The following is a 23,222-nucleotide window of genomic DNA, read 5'->3' as shown; positions in this document are numbered from 1 at the left end:
GCCGAAGCGCCGTGCCCAAGCCTTATACCCCGCTGGCGGGGATGCCGCTGCGCTGCACCTTGCGCGGCGCGGTGACCTCTTTCCAGGTCGAAAGTGCCCGGTTGACGGCAGTGAAGGGATCGCGCCTGACGAACTCGCCATGGCCCTCCTTCGTCTTCACCGTGCCTTCCTCGATGGCGACGACGCCTCGCGTCAGAGTATAGCGCGGCAGGCCGGTGACTTCCTTGCCCTCGAAGACGTTGTAGTCGATCGCCGACTGCTGCGTCTTGGCGGTGATGGTCTTCGAGCGCTTCGGATCCCAGACGACGATATCGGCATCGGCACCGACGAGGATCGCGCCCTTCTTCGGATAGACGTTAAGGATCTTGGCGATGTTGGTGGAGGTGACGGCGACGAATTCGTTCATCGTCAGGCGGCCGGTGCTGACGCCATGGGTCCAGAGCATCGGCATGCGGTCTTCGAGTCCCCCGGTCCCGTTCGGGATCTTGGTGAAGTCGTTGAGACCGAAGCGCTTCTGCTCGGTCGTGAACGCACAGTGGTCAGTCGCGACCACCTGCAGCGAGCCGGAGGCGAGGCCGGCCCAGAGGCTGTCCTGATGCTGCTTGTTGCGGAAGGGGGGCGACATGACGCGGCGGGCGGCATGATCCCAATCCGCATTGGCATATTCGCTTTCGTCGAGAGTCAGGTGCTGGATCAGCGGCTCGCCATAGACGCGCATGCCCTTCTGGCGGGCGCGGCGGATGGCTTCATGCGCCTGTTCGCAGGAGGTATGGACGATATAGACGGGCGAGCCCGCCATGTCGGCGATCATGATGGCACGGTTCGTTGCCTCGCCTTCGACCTCCGCAGGGCGGGAATAGGCATGCGCTTCCGGGCCGTTATTGCCTTCGGCCAGCAGTTTTGCCTGCATCTGCGCGACCACGTCGCCGTTTTCGGCGTGAACGAGCGGCAATGCGCCGAGCTCGGCGCAGCGCTGGAAGGAGGAGAACATCTCGTCGTCATCCACCATCAGCGCGCCCTTATAGGCCATGAAGTGCTTGAAGGTGTTGATGCCCTTGTCGCGGACGATAGCCTCCATCTCGTTGAAGACCTGCTCGCCCCACCAGGTGATCGCCATGTGGAAGGAATAGTCGCAATTCGCGCGGGTGGACTTGTTGTCCCACATGGTCAGCGCTTCGAGCAGCGACTGGCCGGGCGAGGGGAGCGCAAAATCCACCACCATCGTCGTGCCGCCGGCAAGGGCCGCACGCGTGCCGCTTTCGAAATCGTCGGAGGAATAGGTGCCCATGAACGGCATTTCGAGATGCGTGTGCGGATCGATGCCGCCGGGCATGACATAGCAGCCGGAAGCATCGAGCACTTCATTGCCCGAAAGATTCTGCCCGATTTCGACGATCTTGCCGCCTTCGATCTTCACATCCGCCTTATAGGTCAGGTCGGCCGTGACGATGGTTCCACCCTTGATGACTGTGCTCATGGTGTATGCTCCAGATGTGTTAGGTTCCGATGCTGGAATCGTGGCGGTCACGCCACGATTTCGGCCGTCTCGACGACTGCGTGGAACAGCACATCCGCGCCGGCGGTCGCCCATTCCTTTGAGATTTCTTCGGCCTCGTTGTGCGAGAGGCCGCCGACGCAGGGGCACATGACCATCGTGGCGGGGGCGACCTTGGCGGCCCAGCAGGCATCGTGACCGGCGCCGGAGATGATGTTCATGTGGCTGTAGCCGAGTTTTTCAGCCGCATTGCGCACCGAGGTGACGAGCTTGGGGTCGAAGGTCACCGGCTCGAAATGGCCAATGGCTTCCACAGAGCAGCCGACGCCGAGGGTGTCGCAGATCTCTTTCGCTTCCGCTTCGATCCTGGCGCGCATGCGATCGAGCTTTTCCTTGTCGGGCGTGCGGATGTCGACGGTAAAGACCACTTTGCCGGGCAGAACGTTGCGCGAGTTCGGCGAGAAGAAGACCTGGCCGACGCCGCCGACGGCGCCAGGCTGATTTTCCATTGCCACATTCTGCACCATCTCGACGATCCGGGACATGGCAAGACCGGCATTGACGCGGAGATTCATCGGCGTCGACCCGGTATGGGCTTCCTTGCCGGTCAGCGTGAATTCCAGCCACCACAAGCCCTGACAGTGCGTGACGACGCCGATGGTCTTGTCCTCGGCTTCGAGGATCGGGCCTTGCTCGATGTGATATTCGAAATAGGCATGCATCTTGCGGGCGCCGACCTCTTCATCGCCGAGCCAGCCGATGCGCTTCAGTTCCTCGCCGTAGGTCTTGCCGTCCGGATCCTTGCGGCCATAGGCGAATTCCAGCGAATGCACGCCGGCAAAGACGCCGGAGGCAAGCATTGCGGGCGCGAAGCGCGCGCCTTCCTCGTTGGCCCAATTGGTGACCACGATCGGATGCTTGGTCTTGATGCCGAGGTCGTTCATCGTACGCACGACCTCAAGCGCGGCGAGCACGCCGAGGACGCCGTCATATTTGCCGCCGGTCGGCTGGGTATCAAGATGCGAGCCGACATAGACGGGCAGCGCATTCGGATCTGTGCCGGCGCGGGTGGCGAACATCGTGCCCATCTTGTCGACGCCGACGGTCATGCCGGCCTTGTCACACCAGGTCTTGAAAAGGCTGCGGCCCTCGGCATCGGCATCCGTTAGGGTTTGGCGATTATTGCCGCCGGCGATACCGGGGCCGATCTTCGCCATGTCCATCAGCGTATCCCAAAGGCGGTCGCCATTGATACGCATGTTTTCTCCTGGCGCTGCCACCATGATGCAATCCTCACCTGTTTGTCCCGGCGCACGCAAGGCGCATGCCCGATTGTTCCCATTGGTCTATCCGGAGCGTTCTCTTGTTTTTCTCGCCCGGAAAATCCCCAGTTGCCTTTAAGAAACATCTGACGGATAATTTGACCGATTGGTAAACATTACAACTTCCGTGGCGCGGCTCAAGACGAAAAGCACGAAAATTTCCGATAAAATTTCAGGTGATTGCCTAAATCCGATGCATCTGCAGGGTGGATAAGGGCACGGCCGAAAGGCTTGGATTTCAAGGAGAAACAGAGCACACATGGCCATCCCCAGAGCCGCCAAGACGCAGCGCCGCACCCGTATCCAGGAAGAGAAAGAGGAAATCATACTGGAAGCCGCGCTGGACGTATTTTCCGTCAGCGGTTTTCGTGGCTCGACTATCGATCAGATCGCCGAAGTCGCCGGCATGTCGAAGCCCAATCTGCTTTACTATTTCCGCACCAAGGAGGCCATGCATCGGGCCCTGATCGACCGGGTGCTGTTTACCTGGCTGGAGCCGCTGCGCGCCTTCGATGCCAACGGCGATCCAGAAAGCGAGATCCGCTCCTATATCCGCCGCAAGCTCGAAATGGCCCGCGATTTTCCACGCGAAAGCCGACTCTTCGCCAATGAGATGTTGCAGGGCGCGCCGCATGTGGAGGACGAGCTGCGCGGGCCGCTGAAGGACCTTGTAGACGAGAAGGCCGAGGTCATCCGGGCCTGGGCAAAGGCTGGCAAAATCGCCAAGTGCGATCCCTACCACCTGATCTTTTCGATCTGGTCGACCACGCAGCATTATGCGGATTTCGACGTGCAGGTGCGTGCGGTCTTGGGGCCGGAGCATTCGGGCGAGGGGCGCTTCGAGGATGCCGCGCGCTATCTGGAACAGCTTTTTGTCGACGGGCTTCGGATTCGAGGACCCCGCGCTTAGAGCACCACATATTCACACGGATCCTCATTTTATTGAATTTTTCGAATCCTCTGAGCTTTCTCCCGTTAAGGGTGTGGTATCGATTCGCGCTCTCTCTGGTTGATAAGCGCTATGGTATAGATATTGATTTTGGTCGGTCATTGGCCTATGAAAAAGATATGGATGAAGAAGGACGTTGCCTTTCATTTTGTGAATGAAATCACATATCATCCTGTATGTACGGTTGAAATTCATACGCCGGACGGTGTGATCTCGGTGATGGCTGAGCCTCAGATGATCGGGAGCGCACTCTATCTTCGCGGTTTCCATATCCAGGGCGAGGACATTTCAATGAACGACCTTGGAGCACATCGGCTCAGGAATCTGGCGGAGATCGCCATGGAGGAAATGGAGTGCCATGAACTCGTCGTTGAAGGAGCGGTTCGAACGACTGGGGCCGGTCGAGGACGTAAGCCGCGGCCAGTCCGGTTCACCCGTCGCGATATCCCTGCATTTTGACCAGCCCGTAAAGGGGTTTCGGTCTATTTCTGCGGTCCGTGCCTTGGTGAAAGGCGGGATGTCCATGCTAGCGGCGAAGAAGGCTATCGAACGAGCGATGGAAAAGGGGCAGGCAACCATGCTCGTCCCGCATGTCGAAAGCCAGGGCGATCTCGCACGCGAACTGGAGGAGACCGGGCTCGTTGTCAAGGCCATCGCCGTCCGTCCGGTCGACGTCAGGGAAATTCGCCAGAAACTCGGCCTTACTCAGGAGCAGTTCGCGCTCCGCTTTGGCATCGATCTGGAAACGCTCCGCAATTGGGAGCAGGGCAAACGTTCGCCGGACAAAACAGCACAAAGCTATCTGCGCGCCATAGAGCGGATGCCGGAAGAGATCCAGGCGGCTCAGGAAGACCCTATCCTCAAGTTTTAATGGAGAAAATACCCGCCCGGATTACCGGGCGGGTGCTCATATCTACAGCTACTATTCCGCCGCCTGACGAGCCATTGGATTGTTCGGATGGGTCGTCCAGTTGGCGTAGTTGGGGTCGACGATCTTGCCGGTGCGCTTGTCGAGAGCGCCTGCCGGCAGTTCTTCCATGGTGATGCAGTTCTCGACCGGGCAGACGTTGACGCAGAGATTGCAGCCGACGCATTCTTCTTCCATCACCTCGAAGCGCCTGACGCCATCGACGAAGTTGGTGATCGCCTGATGCGAGGTGTCCTCGCAGGCGATGTGACAGCGGCCGCACTTGATGCAGGCATCCTGGTCGATCTTCGCCTTGGCGATATAGTTGAGGTTCAGATACTGCCAGTCGGAGACATTCGGCACGGCGCGGGCGATGATATCGTCCAGGCTGCGATGTCCCTTCTCGTCCATCCAGTCGGAAAGGCCGGTGATCATCTCCTCGACGATCTTGAAGCCATAAGTCATAGCCGCCGTGCAGACCTGCACGTTGCCGGCGCCGAGCGCCAGGAATTCGGCCGCGTCGCGCCAGGTGGTGATGCCGCCGATACCGGAGATCGGCAGACCGTAGGTTTCCGGATCGCGGGCGATCTCGGCGACCATGTTCAGCGCGATCGGCTTCACCGCCGGGCCGCAATAGCCGCCATGGCTGCCCTTGCCGCCGACGGTCGGGTTCGGAGCGAAATTGTCGAGGTCGACCGAGACGATCGAATTGATCGTGTTGATCAGCGACACGGCATCGGTGCCGCCGGCCTTGGCGGCGCGGGCGGGCTTGCGGATGTCGGTGATATTGGGTGTCAGCTTGGTGATGACGGGCATGCGCGTGTACTGCTTGCACCAGCGCACGACCATTTCGATATATTCCGGCACCTGTCCGACCGCAGAGCCCATGCCGCGCTCGGACATGCCGTGGGGACAGCCGAAGTTGAGTTCGATACCGTCGGCTTCCGTTTCCTCGACCAGCGGCAGGATCGCCTTCCAGGCATCCTCGACGCAGGGGACCATGATCGAGGCGATCAGCGCGCGATCCGGCCAGTTCTTCTTCACCTGCTTCATTTCGCGCAGGTTGGTGTAGAGGTCGCGGTCGGTGATCAGTTCGATATTGTTGAGACCGAGCAGGCGGCGGTCGGCACCCCAGATCGCGCCATAGCGCGGGCCGTTGACGTTGACGACTGGCGGTCCTTCTTCGCCGAGCGTCTTCCAGACGACACCGCCCCAGCCCGCCTTGAAGGCGCGCTCGACATTGTAGGCTTTGTCGGTCGGCGGCGCGGACGCCAGCCAGAACGGGTTCGGGGATTTGATGCCAACGAAATTATTGCGGAGATCAGCCATGTCGGTTCTCCTTTCAGGCGACTGCAGCGGCCGGCGTGGCGGCAGCGAGCGCACGGTTGATGGATTCGGCCGCGTCGCGGCCCTGTGCCACGGCCGAGACCGTCAGGTCATCGCCGCCAAGCACGCAGTCGCCGCCGGCCCACACGCCTTCGAGCGAGGTGCGGCCTTCGCCATCGATGGCGATGCGGCCGGATTCCATGCGCAGCGCGCCGAGGCCTGAAGCCTCGAACGTCTGGCCGATCGCCTTGAAGATCTGGTCGGCGGCGATGACGCCGACATCGCCGGTACCAACGAGCTTGCCGTCACGCAACTCGGTATATTCGACCTCGATCCCGGCGACCTTGCCATCCTTGTCGAGGATACGCTTCGGGGCGAGCCAATGGCGGATGATGACGCCCTTGGAGGCGGCCAGATTCTGCTCGAATTCCGAGGCGTTCATGTGTTCCTTGCCGCGGCGATAGCAGATCGTCACCTCTTCGGCGCCGAGCAGTTTTGCCTGCACGGCTGCGTCGATCGCGGTCATGCCGCCGCCGAGAACGACGACGCGGCGGCCGATGGCGATATCGGCCTTGTTACCGGCCTGGCGCAGTTCGGCGATGTATGCAACAGCATCGGCGACGCCCTCGAGATCCTCGCCTTCGGCGCGCAGCGCGTTGACGCCGGCAAGGCCGAGGCCGAGGAAGACGGCGTCGTATTGCTGGGAGAGGTCCGAGAGGCTGAAATCGCGGCCAAGCGCCTGACCGTTCTTCACCTCGATACCGCCGATCGCGAGGACGTAATCGACTTCCTTCTGAGCGAAATCGTCGACCGCCTTGTAAGTGGCGATGCCGTATTCGTTCAGACCGCCGGCCTTTTCGCGGGCATCGAAGATGGTAACGTCATGCCCATTGACGGCGAGACGGTGCGCGCAGGCAAGACCGGCTGGGCCAGCGCCGATGACGGCGATCTTCTTGCCAGTGGATTCGGCACGAGAATAGAACTGCTTGTTCTCCGCCATCGCCACGTCGGTTGCATAGCGCTGCAGGCGCCCGATCTCGACCGGGCGCTCTTCGGCAGTGTTGCGCACGCAAGCCTGCTCGCAGAGCTGTTCGGTGGGACAGACTCGGGCGCACATGCCGCCGAGGATGTTCTGATCGAAGATCGTCTTGGCCGAGCCGATGGGATTGCCCGTCGAGATCTGGCGGATGAACATCGGAATGTCGATGGAGGTGGGACAGGCCGTCATGCACGGCGCGTCGTAGCAGAAATAGCATCGGTCGGATGCGACCAGCGCCTCGTGTTTGGTGAGGCGCGGGTGAAGATCGGAAAAGTTCGCATCATATTCGGCGGGCGTGAGCCTGCCTTTATGAATCCCAGTTTCCAGTCGTCCCATTGAAGTTCCCTCTTATAGTAAACGGCTAGTACTGGAACGGTAACTCAGCTTAAAAAATTTATCAAACGGTAAAATTTTGTCCTTGCGTGGGTCGCCGAACGTGCGGCGAACCGTGTGAGGAAACATGCGGCTTCGATCGATCGTGATCGTTCAACCCATGCTTTCGCTGGCTTTATTTGGCTGACGGTGAAAAGAATTCCGAAGAGGTGGCCATCTCGCTCTCCCAGCGGGACGGCGATCGAAGCGCTATCCGCGCCTTGGCGTTGGGAAGAATATGAAGAATAGGTGAATTTTTTCTTGGGTGGCATGGAACCAAGGGTCCCCAGCGTCGTTATGACGGTATCCTGACGATGATCGCATCTCCTGATGCACGCCCAATAACATCTCAGGATTATACTCACGGTCCCCTCCCGATGAGTGCAAAGCAGCCAGTGCGCCGCCGTCGCACTGGCTGTTTTCCTTTGTCTCCTGCATAATTTCAAAGTGTTACAGCTTGGCGCGTCTTGAAGGCGGGCGGCGCCTCAGCGGCGCCTCAGGATCTCGTACTCAGTCTCGGGAATGGTAAGGCGATAGCCGATGCTGCCGTCCGTGATGGCGAAATCGGCGCGGCCGTTCATCGAGGTCGGCACGACGCGCTCGAGCACCGTACGGCTGAAGCTGTTATCCTCGAATTCGTGATCGGAAGGCGCATAGAAGCGCTCCGACCAGGCTACCTCGATTGCCTTCTTGCCGTCGAGTTCGGCCTCCTTGCAATTCAGCGTGATGCTGGTGGCGCCCGTCGAAATCGCGCCGTGTGAGGCGGAATTGACGATCAGTTCGTGCAGCGCCAGCCCCAGATGCACGGCTGCATTGGGCGTCAGATGCGCATTGATTCCATAAATCGGCATCGGCACGCCGGCATCTGGCCAGTAGGGAGCGAACTGCTTTTCCGCAAGTTCGAACAGATACGCACCGCGCCAGCTCGAATCCGTGATGAGATCCTGCGAATTCGAGAGAGATTGCAGGCGACCACGGAACTTGATGAGGAAATTGTCGACGGAAAGCGTGTGGCGCGCGGTCTGCGTGGCAATACCCTGTATGATCGCCAGCAGGTTCTTGGAACGATGCGACAGTTCGCGCAGCAGCGATTTCAGAACTTTTTCGCGATGGCGGCTCTCGGTGATTTCGGAAATGACCGACAGCACACCTTGCGCCTTTCGCCCGCCGATGCGCTCCATCTTCAGCTCATAGACGCGAACGCCGTCGCCGCTTGCCATCTCAACCTCGGCGGTTGCGGACTTGCCGCTTTCGAGCACGCCCTGCTTCAGGCGCAAGAGATGCTCGCCATCCTTTTCGCCGAACAGATGCGAGTCGTTGCCTCCGATGACAAGGGATGGCCGCAGCTGGTCCGGCAGGTTGTCGGCGAAACGGATCGCTAAATTTACATCCTGAAACAGGATGGACACGTTGGCGCTCGCAAGCGCCCGCTCCATCAGAGCCGCTTTGCCTTCCAAGCTCAAAGGCGCACCGGGTAATGGTTCAGACGTATTCACCGGCTTGCCTTTCACTCGCATTTTGAGAAGCCCGCCGATAGGGCATTCTCATTTCCAAGAACTCGAACCGACCTATTAAATCGCGCTGCATAACAGTCGGTAAACCGGCCGGTCTGAACGGCAACGTCCGGCCGTTATCTTTGTTCCGCTGCGGAGGGGGCACTTCGATCAGGCAGCCACCTTTGTGGTTTCGTTGAAGAAAAGGGCCTGGCTGATCAGGGCCTTCACCATGTCGGGATTGAATGGCTTGGTTACAAGGAAGGTCGGCTCCGGCCGTTCGCCCGTCAGCAGCCGCTCCGGGAAGGCGGTGATGAAGATCACCGGTATGCTGGCGGTCTTGAGAATGTCGTTGACGGCGTCGATACCCGAACTGCCGTCCGCGAGCTGGATGTCGGCAAGCACCATGTTGGGCTTTGTCGCATTATAGAGAGCGACGGCTTCGGCATGCGTGCGGGCGATGCCGGTGACGCGATGTCCCAGGCTTTCCACCATCTGCTCGATATCCATCGCGATCAGCGGCTCATCCTCGATGATCATGATATCCGTCGCCACCTGGCGCGAGATTTCCTGGGAGGCCGTATCGAGAAGATGCATGGCCTCGCTTTCAGAGACGTCCAGGATATCGGCGATCTCGCCGAGACGGAAACTTTCGACGGAGGCAAGCAGGAATGCCTGGCGGGCAAGCGGAGACACCTTGGAAAGGTTCACCGAGGCGCGCTGTTCCCAGGCAAAGGGCGACATCGGCTCGGGAATCTGAAGAGTCACGGAACCGAACAGCTTCGTGAACAGTTTATAGAGTGCAACACGGTCGCTGTCCGTGTCCGGAAAGATGGAGATGTCAGCGATGATGGCTTCCAAAACCGCAGCAACATAGGCGTCTCCCGACGTCTGCGTTCCGGTCAAAGCACGTGAATAACGCCGCAAATAGGGAAGATGCGGCGCAATGCGTGTCGAAAGTGTCATCAATGGCTCCCGCCTTTTATCAAATTCTAATTAAATACAGCGCGGACGCTGCAATGACTAACAAACGTCAATTGAGTAAAAAAGTTCCTCTTTGGCGGAACTTTTTTTAGGCAGTCGCATTACAATGCTTACAATCGGCAGATCTCATCCTTTACGATTCGTTAGGCAATATGTTTGGATGAGGTCAATCTGTCTCCTGACGGGAGGCAAAGGGTGCGCTTATCCATGAACGCGAGACAATTAAGAAGCGAGCGGGCTATAATGACTATCCAAAATCACGAGGACGCAGACAAGAAGACATCAGACCTGCGCGCGGTGGATATCCTCGACCCCAACAACCAAATCGGCAACCGGCTGCGTTCGTTTTATGCCGCCATGCAGGACGAAGCCATTCCCGATCGCTTTCTCGATCTGCTCGAGAAGCTTGATCAGGCCGAGCGCCTGGCTTCCGCAAAGGTCTCCGAATAGGAGGTGGGCGTGATGGAAACGCAATCAAGCTTCAAGCGCGAACTCCTTGCGGCCCTTCCGAGCCTGCGAGCATTCGCCATTTCCCTGACCGGCCGCCACGATCGCGCCGATGATCTTGTCCAGGACACGATCATGAAGGCATGGGCCAAGCAGGATCATTTCGAGATGGGCACGAATATGAAAGCCTGGCTCTTTACCATCCTGCGAAACGAACTCTACAGCCAGATGCGCAAAAGCGGCCGCGAGGTACAGGACAGCGACGGCGTGTTTACCGAATCCATGGCAACTCATCCCTCTCAATATGGGGCGGTCGATCTGCAGGATTTTCGCAAAGCGCTGGATCAGCTGCCGCCGGATCAGCGCGAAGCCATCATCTTGGTAGGCGCTTCAGGATTCTCCTATGAGGAAGCCGCCGAAATTTGCGGATGCGCCGTCGGCACCATCAAGAGCCGCGTCAACCGCGCCCGCCAGCGCCTGCAGGAACTGCTGGATATTTCCGGCGAGGCGGATTTCGGTCCGGATGCCACGTCAGCGCCGCTGACCTCCAAGGCGTTCGCCTTCTAACAGAAAACCCAGTCTCTCGACCGGGTCTTCTCTTCCACTGGATCATTTCATTCGTGGCATTGTGCCTGCTTGGCGCGCTCCGATGTATTGCCCGCGATTTTCTTCAACGCCCAGCAGGCGTTGAAGGCTGGCGGGTCAATCGTCATCGTCGCTCGTGGCGAAGAGGTTGCCGAATACGAGGGCCGCTGCAACGGCTGCGGTCATCAGCGGCTGCTTGCGCACAAGGCCAAGAGCTGCCGCTGCCATCGACTCCATTGCCAGCCGGCGTTCGCGGGCGCGGCGCTGTTCCTGCTGGTTGATGATCGCCATGATGACAAGGACGATCAGTCCGAGCAGCAATGCGCCTGCCGCAATCAGCAGGGCCGAGATGGCCGCGCCGTAGATCGTCGCGAGCCAGATGGCCGCCGAGATCAGCGCGAAGGCATAGGCCGTCAGCAGGAGAAGAGCCGCAATGGCGATGAAAATACCGTTGCGCTTGGTCCGCGCAACGGTGCGGTTGAACATGCCTGACAGAAGCAGGCCAAGGATCGGGGCGATCATCCCGCCACCCTAGCGGCGAGATAGAAGCAGGGCGATGGCAAGGCCGAAAGCAGCCGCCGCCCCGACGGTAGCGACGGGATGCTGCCGGACGGTCCTGCGCATTTCGCGCGAGCCCCTTGCATAGCCGCGCTGGAGCTCCCGCAGCAGCTCCTCGCCGCGAACCGCCAGATCATCGAAACCGGACTCGGCGCTGGCGCGTAGCTTCCTGCTTTGCTTGGCGCTGTTTTCACCGATCAGCTTGGCGAAAGCTGCAACTTCCTCGCGCAGCGATTCGATCTGCTCCTCAATGCTTGCCTCGACATCATGCAGGCTGCTGCCATTGCGCTTGCCGCGCACCGAATGGAGAATGGATGTAGCCATGTTCAGCTCCCTTTCGCTTTGCTTCGGCGCCCCTGGGGACACCCTGTTGGTCGCGATGATCGGAAATTATCCAACGCACCAGACAATCAAGCGTTCGAAACATCGATTTCGATCACATGGTTTCAACGCGCGGGTGCAGCAAAAAGTTCCGGAAAGGCCGGTGGAAGCAGGGTCAGTCGATCAGCGCACTGTGAGCTAGAACGAAGGGGGCACCGTCGGCAGGAATGCGGTTGACCCTTAGATTGCAGCCGAAGACCTCCTGGAGATGCCGGTCCGTCAACACGTCTTTGACGGCGCCCTTGGCCCGCAGCCGGCCGTCCTTGAGCAGGATCATTCGGTCGGCGAAGAGTGCGGTCAGGTTGAGATCGTGCATCACGGCGATGACGCCGCCGCCCCGCCGGCAGAACTGCCGGGCAAGCGTCATGATGGTGATCTGGTGACTGATATCGAGGCTGGAGACCGGCTCGTCGAGAAGCATCCAGCAGGGCTTGCCGTCGACGACGGGTTCAGGAATCTGGCAGAGCACGCGGGCAAGCTGCACGCGCTGCTGTTCGCCGCCGGAAAGCTCCTGGTAGAAACGTCCTTCAAAGCCGCCAAGATCGACGGCGGCGAGGGCCTCCGCAGCCGTGCGATCCGCTTGTTCGGGGTGACGGTTGCGCCCCCTTGTCAGACCCATGCGAACGATCTCACGGACAGTGAAGGGAAAGGAGATGGAGCTTGCCTGCGGCAGGACCCCGCGCGTTTCGGCGAGCTGCCAGGCTTCCAGCCTGCCGATCTCCGCGCCGTTCACCTGCGCGGAGCCGCGATAGGCCAGTTCGCCGGAGATCGCTTTCATCGTAGTGGTCTTGCCGGAGCCGTTCGGCCCGCAGATCGCAGTCAGCGTTCCGGCCTCGGCCGTGAAGGATATATCCTGCACGACCGCCTTGCCGGAAAGCCGGACGCTCAGATTGGAGACTTCGATCATCGCAGGTTCACAGGCTGAGGCGCGAGCGCTGCCGCAGCAGCATCCACAGAAAGAAGGGGCCGCCGACACCGGCCGTCAGGATGCCGATCGGCAATTCCGCCGGAGACACGATGGTGCGGGCAACGACATCGGCCACGATCAGCAACGAGCCGCCGAGCAGCGCGGACGCCGGCAGCAGGAAGCGGTGGTCGGGTCCGATGACCATACGCAGAATATGCGGCACCACAATACCGACGAAGCCGATGCCGCCGCTGACGGCGACGGAGGCGCCGACTGCAGCCGCCACGCTGACTATAGCGATATTCTTCAGCCGCTGCACTGATATCCCCATATGGAAGGCAGCAGCCTCGCCGAGCGTCAGTGCATTCAAGCCGCGTGCCATGAAGGGAAGCGGCAGAAGGGAAAGGACGATGATAGGGCCGGCACCGCTGACCTTGCTCCAGGTCGAGCCCGCCAGCGATCCCATGCTCCAAAAGGTGAGATCGCGCAATTGCCGGTCGTCGGCCATGTAGATGAGGATTCCTGTTGCCGCGAGAGCGAGAGACCCGAGGGCGATGCCCGCAAGCAGCATGGTCGCGATGGATGTCTGTCCCTGCCTGGTTGCTATCCTGTAGAGCAGAATGGTCGTTACCAGGCCGCCGATAAAAGCTGCGAGCGGCAGCGCGAAGATGCCGAAAAGATGCGCGACCGGAGCAAGCACGCCACCGCCGAGGACGATCATGGACACGGCGCCGAGGCTGGAGCCGGCGGACACGCCAATCAGACCCGGATCGGCCAGCGGGTTGCGGAACAGGCCCTGCATGACCGCACCCGATACCGCCAATCCACCGCCGATCAGGAAGCCAAGCATGGCGCGGGGCAGGCGGATGTCGAAAATGACGATACGGTCGCGGTTGCTGAGTGCGCTTTCCACGCTGCCGCCCAGCATGCCTGTCATCACGTCGAACACCGAAGCATTCGAGGCGCCTGTCATGATGGAGAAGAAAAATGCAGCGGCGGAAACCAGAGCGAGACCGGCGATGACGAGGATGGCACGTGCGGTGCGATCCCCCGCGCGGCGGCGTGCCGTGGTTTGCGACATCTGCTTCAATCCCGCCACGGCATCGTTGAATGCCACGTCAGCCTCCGTAAATCGCGGCGTTCAACTCGCGAATGGCGCTGGCCGTGCGTGGTCCGAAGCCGAGCAGGTACAGGCCGTCCATGCGAACGATCGCTTTGCGGCCGGCGGCCGGCGTCAGTGAAATGGCCGGCTGCTTCAGCAGGTCCTCATCCGATATCGACAGAGGCCCTTCGCGATCCATGATGAGGATGACGTCGGGCTTGGCTTCGATGATCGCTTCGTCCGTCACCGACTTGTAACCGGAAAAGCCGCTGATCGCATTGACGGCGCCGGTGAGTTTGATGATGCCATCGGCGGCCGTGTTGCTACCGGATGCGAGGATCTTGCCATTCTGATTGCTGAGCACGAAGAGCACGCGCTTGCGCTCGTCCTCCGGACGCTTGGCGGAGTCAGCGATTGCCGCATCGAGATCGGCCGCAACCTTGTCTTCCAGTGCCTTCGCCTTTTCCGGTACGCCGAGCAGTGCGCCGACGGTCTCTATCTTCTTCAGAATGCCGTCACGGTCATAGTGCTGCGGCACGGTTTCGAAGGGCAGGCTGGCATTGCGCAGCACGGCCAGGGCTTCCGGCGGGCCGGAACCCTCGACGGCGATGATGGCGGTCGGATTGACGGCGAGGATGCCTTCTGGAGACAGGGCACGCATATAGCCGACATCGGGAAGCTTGGTCGCTTCTTTCGGATAGAGGCTGGTGGAATCGCGGGCGATGAGCCGCTTTTCCTCGCCGAGCGCATAGACGATCTCCGTGATATCACCGCCGATGGAAACGAGGCGCGACGTATCCGGCTTGGGCGTTTCGGCCGCATGCGCCTGGCGCACCAGGCTGCCGAAGCTGGAGATCGGATTGGCCGGCACGAGCGGCAGGGCCATCACCACCATGGTGAGTGCGACCTCCCACAGCCTGATGCGCTTCAAGTTCTTAAACATCGTCATGGACCATCTCTCACGCGGCAACGCTGGTGCCTGATCTCGTCAGGCTCTCCAGGATGGCGCGCCAATCGGGGCGCTCATCGAAGCCTTCTTTCCGCTTGCCGAAGAACTGGATAATCATCTCGCCTTGGGCGTTGTAGGCCTCGAGCGAGGTGACATGGCCGTCCTTGGTCGGCTTGCGCACCACCCATGCCTCGGCGATGTGATCCAGCCGCAGGTGCAGATGGAAGGTCGGGTCCATGACGTTGATCCAGGGACCCATGGTCTGCACGTTGAAGATCGGGCCGGAATGGATCTGCACAGTGCCCTCGTTGGCCACGAAGCACATGATCGGCAGCCCCTCGCGCACGCAGGCGTGCATCATCTCGGCGACAGCGCCGGTATCCAGCTTCCATGCATAATCGTCGCCGACGGTGCGGATTGCGTCCTGACGGCCGATCTTCAGCTTCTTCAGCATGCCGAAGAATTCGTGCGTGTCGGTCATCCGGCTCCAGTGGTCGCGCAGTTCGTCGCGGGTGACATCGCCATCCGTCGCGCCGCTGTCATAGCCCGAGCGGTCTTCAATGAATTCCTGCGACTGGTCCTCGATGCGCAGTTCGGCGACCATGGTGTGATAGGCTTCAACATTCGAGGCGGGGCGCAGATGCACCTTGTGGACGGCATCGCCGGCCTTGTCGAAGAACTGCAGGCTCAGTTTTTTCTGATCGCCATCGGTCTTGGTGACGGCAAAACCATGCACCCAGCGCTTCGGGAAGATGCGCAGGTCGATATTTTCCCCAAGCACGATGGCCGCCTGCGCGCCGAATTTCATGTTTTCATAGACGCCGATTTTCTCATGCACGGCGCTTTCATTGCGCGACAGCGCCATGATCTCGCCGAGCGAGGCGATCCGCTCCAAAAAGCGATCGACATTGGCGTCGATGCGGATGGCGGAAATGCCGACTTCCGCTGCAACCAGAGCAGCTTCGGAAATATCGAGGCGGGCAGCGATGTCGCGCTCGCGCATCTTCGGGTTTTCGGCGCGGAAGGCCCGGATTTCGGCAGGGGTCGGTCGGGTCGTATCAGTCATCTGTCATGCCTATTTGTTGAGTATGAGTTTGCCTTGGCGCGTAATCTTCATGCGGTAGATGACGCCCTCGTGCCTGATCATGATTTCGGTCTGGCCCCGGAAAATATCCGTGCTCTCGACAATTCTTACCTGCGGTGCGGCCATGCACTGCACCGGCGGCGTAGGGGGCTTCTCAGCAATCATCCTGTTTAGTTTTGCCTGAAAATTCATCGGGGGCCGAACCGTCGTGCGACCAAATTTATCTTGACTCTCATACTCATGGTTTCATAAACACGCAATAGGAGACTGACAAAGTCAAGTTTAAAAATTTCGACGCTACACGCGAGGGCCGTCGGCCCGGAGGTAAGCGTCAAAACATATTCAGGAGGCATGCCGATGCTGACGAAAACGATCCTGGCGCTCGCTATCTCGGGGCTGTTTGCCGCGGCATCCTCCATTCCCGCATCCGCCCAGGATGCGAATGCGGCAGCGGCGCCTGCATCGGCAGCTCCGGCCGCCGCACACAAGCTCGACGTCGAGCTCAATGCACTGGCGCCTTCGCAGAAGGGGTGCATGATGACCTTCGTCGCCGAAAACGACATGGCGACGCCAATCAGCAAGATTTCCTTCGAACTCGCCTTCTTCAACGACAAGAACGCGGTCGATCGCGTTACCGTTCTCGATTTTCGCGACCTGCCGCTCGGCAAGAAGCGAGTACGGCAATTCGATATGCCCGGCGTGAAGTGCGAGACCGTATCGCGCATCATCATCAATGATACGCCGGTCTGTGATGGCCCGGCAGCCGGCGAATGCAAGGCGGCGCTGACCACCCGTTCCCAGACATCAGTTCCCTTCGAGGGCTGAAGCCATGGCGACACGCTCGGCCAGGGTTTCCATGGAACGCCGCGGCAACGGCGGCTTGAATGACAACCATCCGAGTATGCTGCCGGGCCACGAGCTGACCGGCCTTGAGGGCACGCCGCGACCGCCGGCCGGCGAAGCAGTGGCGCATTACAGTCGATTTAGTGAGATCAGTTCCTTTCCGGATCATCCAGGCGAAGCCGCGCCCGTCGAGACGGCGGAGCACCTGCCGATGGACGCGCTGCCCGAAAGGCCGCGCGACGTTGTTGCCGGGCATAGGACGTCACTGCTTTTCTCCGGTATGGGGTCCTGCCTGTTTCATGCCGCGATCGTTGCCGTGGTGTTGCTGACCTTCGTGGCGGCGCCGGAAGAGGCGCAGGAGGAAGCCGGCGACACTGTCAGCGTCATCATGATCGGCAATTCCGATACCGATCAGATGGCCGCCGGCGAGGAGACGCCGCAGAGCGAACCGGAACAGGTGACGGCCGAGGCCGTGCAGCCGCAAACGGTTCAGCCAAGCGAGGTAGCGCCGGAAGAGACTCAGCCACCGCAGCCGGACGTCGTTCAGCCACAGGAAGTCGAGACGCAGCAGGTGCAAAGTGTTGAACCTGTCGAGCAGGCTCAACCAATGACAGTCGTGCCGGAGCAGCCGCAGATATTGGCGACGCAGGCACCGGCCGAGACGACGGTGGTTCAGCCCGCCGAACCGGTGCAGCCCATGGAGACTGAGGTCGTCGAAGCCCAGCCGGTAGAGCCGCCCACGGCAGTGGCAACGCCTGTAGAAAAACCGAAGCCAATCGAGAAGCCGAAGGAAATCAAGAGGCCGGTTGCAAAGGTCGCCAAGGCAAAGTCGGGGTCACGAGGGGAGAGCCGGGAGGATACCAAGCGAGGCTCTGCCGATGGTGTCGAGACCGCACAGTCCGACGCAAGTTCGCAAGTAAATGCTCGCCGCACGGGTTCGGGTGATGCCGCTGTCGCAAACTATAAAGGCAAAGTGCAATCTCGTATTCGGCGCTATGTTCAACGGGTCTCCTCGAAATATGAAAAGGGCCTGACACTCGTTATAAACTTGACGATTGGTTCCGGTGGCGAGCTTCGTTCTCTTTCCGTGGCACGTAGCTCCGGAGACTCCGGATTGGATCAGGCCGTGATGGAGCAGATCCGGAATGCGGCGCCATTTCCACCGTTGCCTTCGGAGTGGGGCAGGCCGACCTGGCCGTTCATGCAAGCGGTTCAGGTCGGCGGGCGCTAGCCCTTGCGCCGGCACTGCTTTAAAATATGATGAAAATTCTCAACTTTATACTTTACTGCAAAAATCAAGTTTAATATGGTCGCCATCGCGCTCGATGGAGTCGAGGGCATAAGAGCAACCAGCAAGCGGGTGATGCATGGCGCGTAAGGGGAAGAAGGATTCTGGCCGCGAGAGCCGTGAGGCGCAGACAACGGCACCGGTTTCCGGAAAATCCACTCTCGATGGACGCAGCTTCCTCTATGTGGGTGGGCGCGATTGCCAGGTGGCGCATCTGCGAGAGATCGCCAGCAGCTTCGGCGCCGAGCTGATCCATCATGATGGCGGCCTGCGCGAAGCGGTATCGCGGATCGATACCGTGCTGCCATCGGTCGACTGTGTGTTCTGCCCGATCGATTGCATCAGCCACGACGCCTGCCTGCGGGTGAAGACGGGCTGCAAGAAATTCGGCAAGGCGTTTATCCCTTTGCGCAATGGCAGCAAGTCGAGCCTCGAGCGAGCGCTGCAGACCATGAACGAACGAGATGCTTCCCGATGATCGATCATGGCCCTGACGGGTTTCTGCTGATCGGCCTGCACAAGCTGGCCGCACAGAACGGCGATGGCCTGGTGCCCGAACTCTATGAATTGCTGATGCGCCGCGCCGAGGAACAACGGCGGGCCGCCAATGTCGCGACATTTCCAGCCTGGAGGACGCGGCCGCCGGGAGAGGCGCCGGAGCAGCCGCTCGATGAAGCAAGCCGCAATGGCGCAAATGTCGTTGCCTTTGCGCCTGCCGTAGATAAGACTGTAGGCCATCGCAAGAAGGTCTGATCGTCGAACGAGGTTGCCATGTATATCGCCATGAACCGCTTCAAGGTCGTCATCGGTTTGGAGGGCGAATTCGAAGAGGTTTGGAGAGGCCGCGATTCACGATTATCGGAAGTCCCAGGTTTTCTCGAATTCCGCCTATTGCGCGGAAAATCGAGCGTGGAGGAGGGCTATACGTTGTTTTCCTCGCACACGACCTGGCACAGCGAAGAGGCGTTTCTGAATTGGACGAAATCCGAGCATTTTCGCATGGCCCACCGCAACGCGGCCGATAACAAGCGGCTCTATTGGGGGCCGCCGCAATTCGAAGGTTTTGCTGTCGTGCCGGGGATTTGAGGCAGCGTCACCTACCTCGGCAAGATAGGTCTCTCTCAGGCCTTGGTCGCACCGGTTCTGAAGAAAGCGCCGAGCGCTACCGCCGCCCATCCGGCGATCATACCCATTCCACCTGTCGGTGCAGCCATCGGAAAGAGCGAGCCACCGCCGAAATGCCTGTTGACGAGATCACCGGCGAAAACCAGCGTTCCCAACCCTAGCAGGATAGCTGCCGCCGGCGCCGTGCGGATACGATCATAGCCGGCATAGAGCGCCAGAAGGGCAGGGGCGTGGGCAAGGCTCATGGTGGAAGCCGCGCCGAGGAAATGCGTGTCGCCACCATGGGTCGCGGCTGCGGCAAGCGCCACACCGCCGCCGCCGAGAATGCCGGCGATAAACAGGGTGACCGGACGGATTATGGCGCCGATTCTCATGTTTTCCTCATTCCCTGTTCTGCATGTGGAAAGCCAGACGCTCAACCGGTTCCCAGATGATAGCCCGCAGCTTTTCATTCTCGATGGTTTCATCCATAGCGCGGCGGAAGCATAGCAGCCATTCATCGCGCTCCTTCGGGCCGATGGCGGCAACGAAGTGGCGACTGCGCAGGCGAGGATGGCCGCGCTTCTCGATATAGAGCTGCGGCCCGCCGAGATAGCCGGTCAGATATTCGTAGAATTTTTCCTGCGAGCCTTCGAGGCTCGGCGGATGCACGGCACGGCAATTGGCCGCCTCCGGCAGCGTATCCATCAGTTCGTAAAAGCGCGCAGTCAGCGCCCGTACGGTTCGGTCGCCGCCGATCGCTTCGTAAAGTGTGATGGTTTCTTCGCTCAAGCCCAGGCCCCTGTTTGCGATGTCTACATGGCAATTGACGGGCGAAGTCGCAACCTCGGAATGGCTGTGCGGCGTTTCGGCGCTGCCTTATCTTTCGGTCGTCAGATGAAATGCATCGCTTTCCCCGGGGATGAGCTCGAGCGGCCACACCGTTTGGCGTGTCTTCCTGGGGTATTCCTGACTATAGGCGGGCATGCTGGAAAGCAGGATTTCCGCCAGTTCGACGCCAAGATCGTGCACGGACGTGCGAAAGCAGGTCAGCGCCGGCTGCAGGAATTTGGCGCGCGGCGCCTCACGGAAGCTGACGACCGCAATATCGCGCCCAGGGATGATGCCGGCTTCCATCACGCGCCGATAGAAGCCGATCGCCATCAATTCGTAGATCAGGATCACGGCGGTCGGCCTGTCTTGCAGCTCCAGCAGTTCGTCGCCAACCTGGTAACCACCCTGTTCGCTCGATTTGGCGCGAAGGACCAGAGCAGGATCATAAGGGATGCCGTGCCGCTCCAGCGCCCGGCGATAGCCTTCCACGAAGATGAAACCGAGATTGATATCGCTTGCCGGCGCGCTGATGGCAATGCGGCGATGTCCGTGTGCGACGAGCCGGTCGACGGCCGCATTGGCGACGCCGGCAAAATCGAGGTCGGCCCAGGCATGCTGCGCGCCGGAAAGACTGCGGCCAAGCGCTGCAAACGGGATCTTTGCCTTGGCGAGCAGATCGAAGCGCTTGTCGACACGCTGCGTCTCCGAAATGATCATCGCATCGGCAATACGCCGCGCAACCATACGCTTCAGATATTCATAAGGGTCTTCGTCATGCGGACACGGGAGCATGATCAAATCGAGGTTATGCCGCGAGAAGACGCTTTGCAGCCCGCCCGTCACGGTCAGGAAGAAATTGTCGCTGTTTTCAACCGTTTCCCGGCTGGACTGGATCATCAGGCCGATGACGTTGGTGGTGCCCTGTCGCAGGCTGCGTCCCGATTGGTTGGCCACGTAACCGAGCTGCTCGGCAGCGGCGAGAACGCGCTTGCGGGTTTCCTCGTTGACATCGGGCTTGCCGTTCAATGCGCGTGATACCGTGCCGATCGAGATATCGAGATGCTCGGCAAGCTGACGAATTCCCTTCATCGGCCGCAGTTTTCCTCCATGCGCCATTTTCCAGAGTCCTCCTCTATTGACACAGGAAAATCTTTTCGCATAGTATCGTAAACGTTTACGGAGCGCGTGTCATGAGGGGTAATGCACGGCCCGCAGGAGGACATCGTGAAATTTAATGCCATTTTGTGCGGGTGCGGAGCTATGTCCAAGGGCTGGCTCAGGGCCATCGCCTCGACGCCGGCGCTCGCTGAATCCATTCAGATCGTCGGTCTGGTCGATCTCAATCGAGCGACCGCTGAAAGCCTTGCGAAAGAATTCTCTCTGGACGGTGCCGTCATCGGCTTCGATCTCGCCGAGGTCATTGCTGCCACCAAGGCGGATCTGGTCTTCGATATCGTCATTCCGGCAGCGCGCTTCGGCGTGGTTTCGACGGCGCTGAAGGCCGGTTGTCACGTCTTGAGCGAAAAGCCGATGGCGACGTCGCTCGCAGAGGGCGCCGCGCTGATCGATCTCGCCGCTGAAGCCGGCAAGGTCCACGCCATCATTCAGAACCGCCGCTTTATCTCCGGAATCCGTCGCCTGCGACGCTTGGTGGAGGAGGGTGCGATCGGCGAACTGACGGGCGTTCATTGCGATTTCTTCCTGGGTCCGCATTTCGGTGGCTTCCGCGAGGAAATGGACAATGTGCTGCTGCTCGATATGGCGATCCACACCTTCGATGCCGCTCGCTTCGTGTCCGGCAAGGTGCCGCTCTCGGTCTATTGCCTTGAAAAGAACCCGGTGGGCTCCTGGTACAAGCATGGCGCATCGGCGCATGCGCTGTTCGATTTTTCCGACGACGTCGTCTTCAGCTATCGCGGCTCCTGGTGTGCCGAGGGCCGGCGCACGAGTTGGGAAAGCCAATGGCGGCTCACGGGCAGCAAGGGCATGCTGACCTGGGACGGCGAGGAGAATTTCGAAGCGGCCATTGCCGGCAACGAGCCGGGTCTGCTGCACGGCTTCACGCCGATCGAGGTCCCCGGGCCGAAACATGAAGAGGAGACGCACGGCCACGCCAGCGTCATCGCATCCTTCATCGAAGCGATCAAAACCGGCAGGCCGCCCGAGACGGCGAGCTCTGACAATATTCGCAGCCTTGCCATGGTCTTAGGCGCCATTGAGAGCGCCAAGACCGGCCGGCGCGTCGACATTTCAGCACAAGGATAATGACATCATGACAAATCCGGCAAAGGCCATCCGCATCGGCACGATGATCAGGGCGACGAACGAGGATGCCGCAGAGAACATCGCCAAGATCGCCGATCTGGGCTTCGAAAGTTTCGAGCCGTTCTTCTGGCAGAGCACCAACGGCCAGAACCTTGCGGAACTCGGCAAGCGTTGCCGCGAGGCCATCGGCGACCGCGACATCACGATCTCGACTCTCGGCATGTTCGGCAATCCGCTCGAAGAGCGTGAGATGGACCTGCAGACGCTGCAGGGCTGGAAGGACTGCATCGACAACGCCCATCATTTCGGCGCGACCTGCGTTGCCGGCTTCACCGGCCGTATCCGCAACCAGCCGCTCACCGACAGCCTGCCGCGCTACAAGCAGGTCTGGAGCGAGCTTGCCAAGCGTGCGGCCGACAAGGGCATCAAGATCGCCTTCGAAAATTGCGCCATGGACGGCAACTGGGCGACCGGCGATTGGAACATCGCGCATAATCCGGATGCCTGGGAGTTGATGTTCAACGAGACCCCGAACGACAATATCGGCCTGGAGTGGGAGCCGTGCCATCAGATGGTCTATCTGATCGAGCCGCTGCCGCAGATCCGCAAGTGGGCGAAAAAGATTTTCCACGTTCACGGCAAGGATGCGACCATCCGCTGGGATGTCATCAAGGAGCACGGCATCTTCGGCAAGGAGAAGTTTGTCTTCATGCGCACGCCGGGCTTTGGCGACAGCAACTGGACCGACATCATTTCCGAGCTGCGCCTCGCCGGCTGGTCCGGTTCGATCGACATCGAAGGCTGGCATGATCCCGTCTATCGCGATGCGCTGGAAATGACTGGCCAGGTTCACGGCCTGAACTATCTCAAGGCAAGCCGGGGTGGGGACTTCGTCGAGTAATGCATGCATTTGCAAAACCGCATCGATTTAAGAGGCAAGTTGTGCGTTAATGAAATGTCCTGAGTGATCGACGCTTAGGGCATGACG

General features: G+C 60.1%; 28 protein-coding genes. 12 read left to right on the top strand and 16 right to left on the bottom strand.

The window, feature by feature from the left end; translation table 11 throughout:
- Window positions 1–22: 22 nt before the first annotated feature.
- The gene (gene hydA / locus DQ393_RS03510) at window positions 23–1,477 is read right to left on the bottom strand and encodes a dihydropyrimidinase (RefSeq protein WP_112340422.1); all 1,455 of its coding nucleotides are present in this window, start codon (window positions 1,475–1,477) and stop codon (window positions 23–25) included.
- Between the two features lie 47 nt (window positions 1,478–1,524).
- Window positions 1,525–2,778, bottom strand: coding sequence for a Zn-dependent hydrolase (locus tag DQ393_RS03505; protein WP_112340421.1), 1,254 nt, complete (start codon window positions 2,776–2,778; stop codon window positions 1,525–1,527).
- A gap of 298 nt (window positions 2,779–3,076) precedes the next feature.
- On the opposite strand from DQ393_RS03505, the gene DQ393_RS03500 reads away from it, so the two are divergent.
- The 3 genes from DQ393_RS03500 (at window position 3,077) to DQ393_RS33320 (ending at window position 4,637) form a co-directional block, all read left to right on the top strand.
- On the top strand, window positions 3,077–3,727 hold the full coding sequence (locus DQ393_RS03500) for a TetR family transcriptional regulator C-terminal domain-containing protein (protein ID WP_112340420.1): 651 nt from the start codon (window positions 3,077–3,079) through the stop codon (window positions 3,725–3,727).
- A gap of 162 nt (window positions 3,728–3,889) precedes the next feature.
- Entirely contained in the window at window positions 3,890–4,225 is a 336-nt protein-coding gene (locus tag DQ393_RS33325) for a hypothetical protein (RefSeq protein WP_162737020.1), read from the top strand.
- A gap of 58 nt (window positions 4,226–4,283) precedes the next feature.
- Window positions 4,284–4,637: a helix-turn-helix domain-containing protein gene (locus DQ393_RS33320; protein ID WP_183762907.1), complete on the top strand. Its 354-nt coding sequence runs from the start codon at window positions 4,284–4,286 to the stop codon at window positions 4,635–4,637.
- A 51-nt stretch (window positions 4,638–4,688) separates the two neighbouring features.
- On the opposite strand, the gene preA is transcribed toward DQ393_RS33320, so the two are convergent.
- From preA to DQ393_RS03475, 4 genes are all read right to left on the bottom strand, one after another.
- Window positions 4,689–6,002 (bottom strand): NAD-dependent dihydropyrimidine dehydrogenase subunit PreA, encoded by a 1,314-nt coding sequence (gene preA, locus DQ393_RS03490; protein WP_112340418.1) that lies wholly within the window; start codon window positions 6,000–6,002, stop codon window positions 4,689–4,691.
- 13 nt (window positions 6,003–6,015) lie between these two features.
- Window positions 6,016–7,374, bottom strand: a complete 1,359-nt coding sequence (locus DQ393_RS03485) for an NAD(P)-dependent oxidoreductase (protein WP_112340417.1) — start codon at window positions 7,372–7,374, stop codon at window positions 6,016–6,018.
- Window positions 7,375–7,895: 521 nt separating this feature from the next.
- Window positions 7,896–8,927: a sensor histidine kinase gene (locus DQ393_RS03480; protein WP_112340416.1), complete on the bottom strand. Its 1,032-nt coding sequence runs from the start codon at window positions 8,925–8,927 to the stop codon at window positions 7,896–7,898.
- Window positions 8,928–9,074: 147 nt separating this feature from the next.
- Window positions 9,075–9,869, bottom strand: coding sequence for a response regulator (locus DQ393_RS03475; protein WP_112340415.1), 795 nt, complete (start codon window positions 9,867–9,869; stop codon window positions 9,075–9,077).
- Window positions 9,870–10,130: 261 nt separating this feature from the next.
- On the opposite strand from DQ393_RS03475, the gene DQ393_RS03470 reads away from it, so the two are divergent.
- Together DQ393_RS03470 and DQ393_RS03465 are read left to right on the top strand one after the other, a co-directional pair.
- A complete protein-coding gene (locus tag DQ393_RS03470) occupies window positions 10,131–10,337 on the top strand; it encodes a NepR family anti-sigma factor (protein WP_112340414.1) in 207 nt (68 codons plus the stop codon).
- Between the two features lie 12 nt (window positions 10,338–10,349).
- Window positions 10,350–10,901: an RNA polymerase sigma factor gene (locus tag DQ393_RS03465; RefSeq protein ID WP_112340413.1), complete on the top strand. Its 552-nt coding sequence runs from the start codon at window positions 10,350–10,352 to the stop codon at window positions 10,899–10,901.
- 135 nt (window positions 10,902–11,036) lie between these two features.
- Here the strand turns inward: DQ393_RS03465 and DQ393_RS03460 are convergent, their stop codons facing one another.
- The 7 genes from DQ393_RS03460 to hemP all read right to left on the bottom strand — a co-directional run bounded on the left by DQ393_RS03460 (window position 11,037) and on the right by hemP (window position 16,065).
- Window positions 11,037–11,441, bottom strand: coding sequence for a hypothetical protein (locus DQ393_RS03460; RefSeq protein WP_112340412.1), 405 nt, complete (start codon window positions 11,439–11,441; stop codon window positions 11,037–11,039).
- A gap of 9 nt (window positions 11,442–11,450) precedes the next feature.
- Window positions 11,451–11,801 (bottom strand): glycine zipper domain-containing protein, encoded by a 351-nt coding sequence (locus tag DQ393_RS03455; RefSeq protein WP_112340411.1) that lies wholly within the window; start codon window positions 11,799–11,801, stop codon window positions 11,451–11,453.
- 172 nt (window positions 11,802–11,973) lie between these two features.
- On the bottom strand, window positions 11,974–12,765 hold the full coding sequence (locus DQ393_RS03450) for a heme ABC transporter ATP-binding protein (RefSeq protein WP_112340410.1): 792 nt from the start codon (window positions 12,763–12,765) through the stop codon (window positions 11,974–11,976).
- Window positions 12,766–12,772: 7 nt separating this feature from the next.
- Entirely contained in the window at window positions 12,773–13,846 is a 1,074-nt protein-coding gene (locus tag DQ393_RS03445; RefSeq protein ID WP_181592282.1) for a FecCD family ABC transporter permease, read from the bottom strand.
- 37 nt (window positions 13,847–13,883) lie between these two features.
- On the bottom strand, window positions 13,884–14,816 hold the full coding sequence (locus DQ393_RS03440; protein WP_112340408.1) for a heme/hemin ABC transporter substrate-binding protein: 933 nt from the start codon (window positions 14,814–14,816) through the stop codon (window positions 13,884–13,886).
- A 10-nt stretch (window positions 14,817–14,826) separates the two neighbouring features.
- Window positions 14,827–15,882, bottom strand: a complete 1,056-nt coding sequence (locus DQ393_RS03435) for a hemin-degrading factor (RefSeq protein WP_112340407.1) — start codon at window positions 15,880–15,882, stop codon at window positions 14,827–14,829.
- A 9-nt stretch (window positions 15,883–15,891) separates the two neighbouring features.
- Window positions 15,892–16,065, bottom strand: coding sequence for a hemin uptake protein HemP (hemP, locus tag DQ393_RS34195; RefSeq protein WP_112340564.1), 174 nt, complete (start codon window positions 16,063–16,065; stop codon window positions 15,892–15,894).
- 192 nt (window positions 16,066–16,257) lie between these two features.
- Between hemP and DQ393_RS03425 the strand changes: the two genes are divergently transcribed.
- From DQ393_RS03425 to DQ393_RS03405, 5 genes are all read left to right on the top strand, one after another.
- A complete protein-coding gene (locus DQ393_RS03425) occupies window positions 16,258–16,725 on the top strand; it encodes a hypothetical protein (RefSeq protein WP_112340406.1) in 468 nt (155 codons plus the stop codon).
- Window positions 16,726–16,729: 4 nt separating this feature from the next.
- On the top strand, window positions 16,730–17,974 hold the full coding sequence (locus DQ393_RS03420) for an energy transducer TonB (RefSeq protein WP_169645321.1): 1,245 nt from the start codon (window positions 16,730–16,732) through the stop codon (window positions 17,972–17,974).
- 136 nt (window positions 17,975–18,110) lie between these two features.
- Window positions 18,111–18,509, top strand: a complete 399-nt coding sequence (locus tag DQ393_RS03415; protein ID WP_112340405.1) for a DUF2325 domain-containing protein — start codon at window positions 18,111–18,113, stop codon at window positions 18,507–18,509.
- Window positions 18,506–18,784 carry a hypothetical protein gene (locus tag DQ393_RS03410; RefSeq protein ID WP_112340404.1) on the top strand — a complete coding sequence of 93 codons (279 nt, stop codon included), beginning with the start codon at window positions 18,506–18,508 and terminating at the stop codon, window positions 18,782–18,784. Before DQ393_RS03415 ends, DQ393_RS03410 begins: the two co-directional genes overlap by 4 nt.
- An 18-nt stretch (window positions 18,785–18,802) precedes the next feature.
- Window positions 18,803–19,117, top strand: coding sequence for an antibiotic biosynthesis monooxygenase family protein (locus DQ393_RS03405; RefSeq protein ID WP_112340403.1), 315 nt, complete (start codon window positions 18,803–18,805; stop codon window positions 19,115–19,117).
- 35 nt (window positions 19,118–19,152) lie between these two features.
- Here DQ393_RS03405 and DQ393_RS03400 read toward each other — a convergent pair whose 3' ends face one another.
- The 3 genes from DQ393_RS03400 to DQ393_RS03390 all read right to left on the bottom strand — a co-directional run bounded on the left by DQ393_RS03400 (window position 19,153) and on the right by DQ393_RS03390 (window position 21,058).
- Window positions 19,153–19,530, bottom strand: a complete 378-nt coding sequence (locus tag DQ393_RS03400) for a DUF423 domain-containing protein (RefSeq protein WP_112340402.1) — start codon at window positions 19,528–19,530, stop codon at window positions 19,153–19,155.
- A gap of 7 nt (window positions 19,531–19,537) precedes the next feature.
- Window positions 19,538–19,927 (bottom strand): group II truncated hemoglobin, encoded by a 390-nt coding sequence (locus DQ393_RS03395; protein ID WP_092711997.1) that lies wholly within the window; start codon window positions 19,925–19,927, stop codon window positions 19,538–19,540.
- Window positions 19,928–20,014: 87 nt separating this feature from the next.
- Window positions 20,015–21,058 (bottom strand): substrate-binding domain-containing protein, encoded by a 1,044-nt coding sequence (locus DQ393_RS03390; protein WP_112340401.1) that lies wholly within the window; start codon window positions 21,056–21,058, stop codon window positions 20,015–20,017.
- 135 nt (window positions 21,059–21,193) lie between these two features.
- Here DQ393_RS03390 and DQ393_RS03385 point away from each other — a divergent pair, with 135 nt between their 5' ends.
- Window positions 21,194–22,234 (top strand): Gfo/Idh/MocA family protein, encoded by a 1,041-nt coding sequence (locus tag DQ393_RS03385; RefSeq protein WP_112340562.1) that lies wholly within the window; start codon window positions 21,194–21,196, stop codon window positions 22,232–22,234.
- A 7-nt stretch (window positions 22,235–22,241) separates the two neighbouring features.
- A complete protein-coding gene (locus tag DQ393_RS03380) occupies window positions 22,242–23,135 on the top strand; it encodes a sugar phosphate isomerase/epimerase family protein (protein ID WP_112340400.1) in 894 nt (297 codons plus the stop codon).
- The last annotated feature ends 87 nt before the right edge of the window (window positions 23,136–23,222 follow it).

Source organism: Martinezella tropici (genome assembly GCF_003287875.1).
Taxonomy (GTDB): Bacteria; Pseudomonadota; Alphaproteobacteria; order Rhizobiales; family Rhizobiaceae; genus Rhizobium; species Rhizobium tropici_C.
Note: the sequence above shows the minus strand (reverse complement) of the source record. Positions and strands in the feature narration are given on the sequence as shown.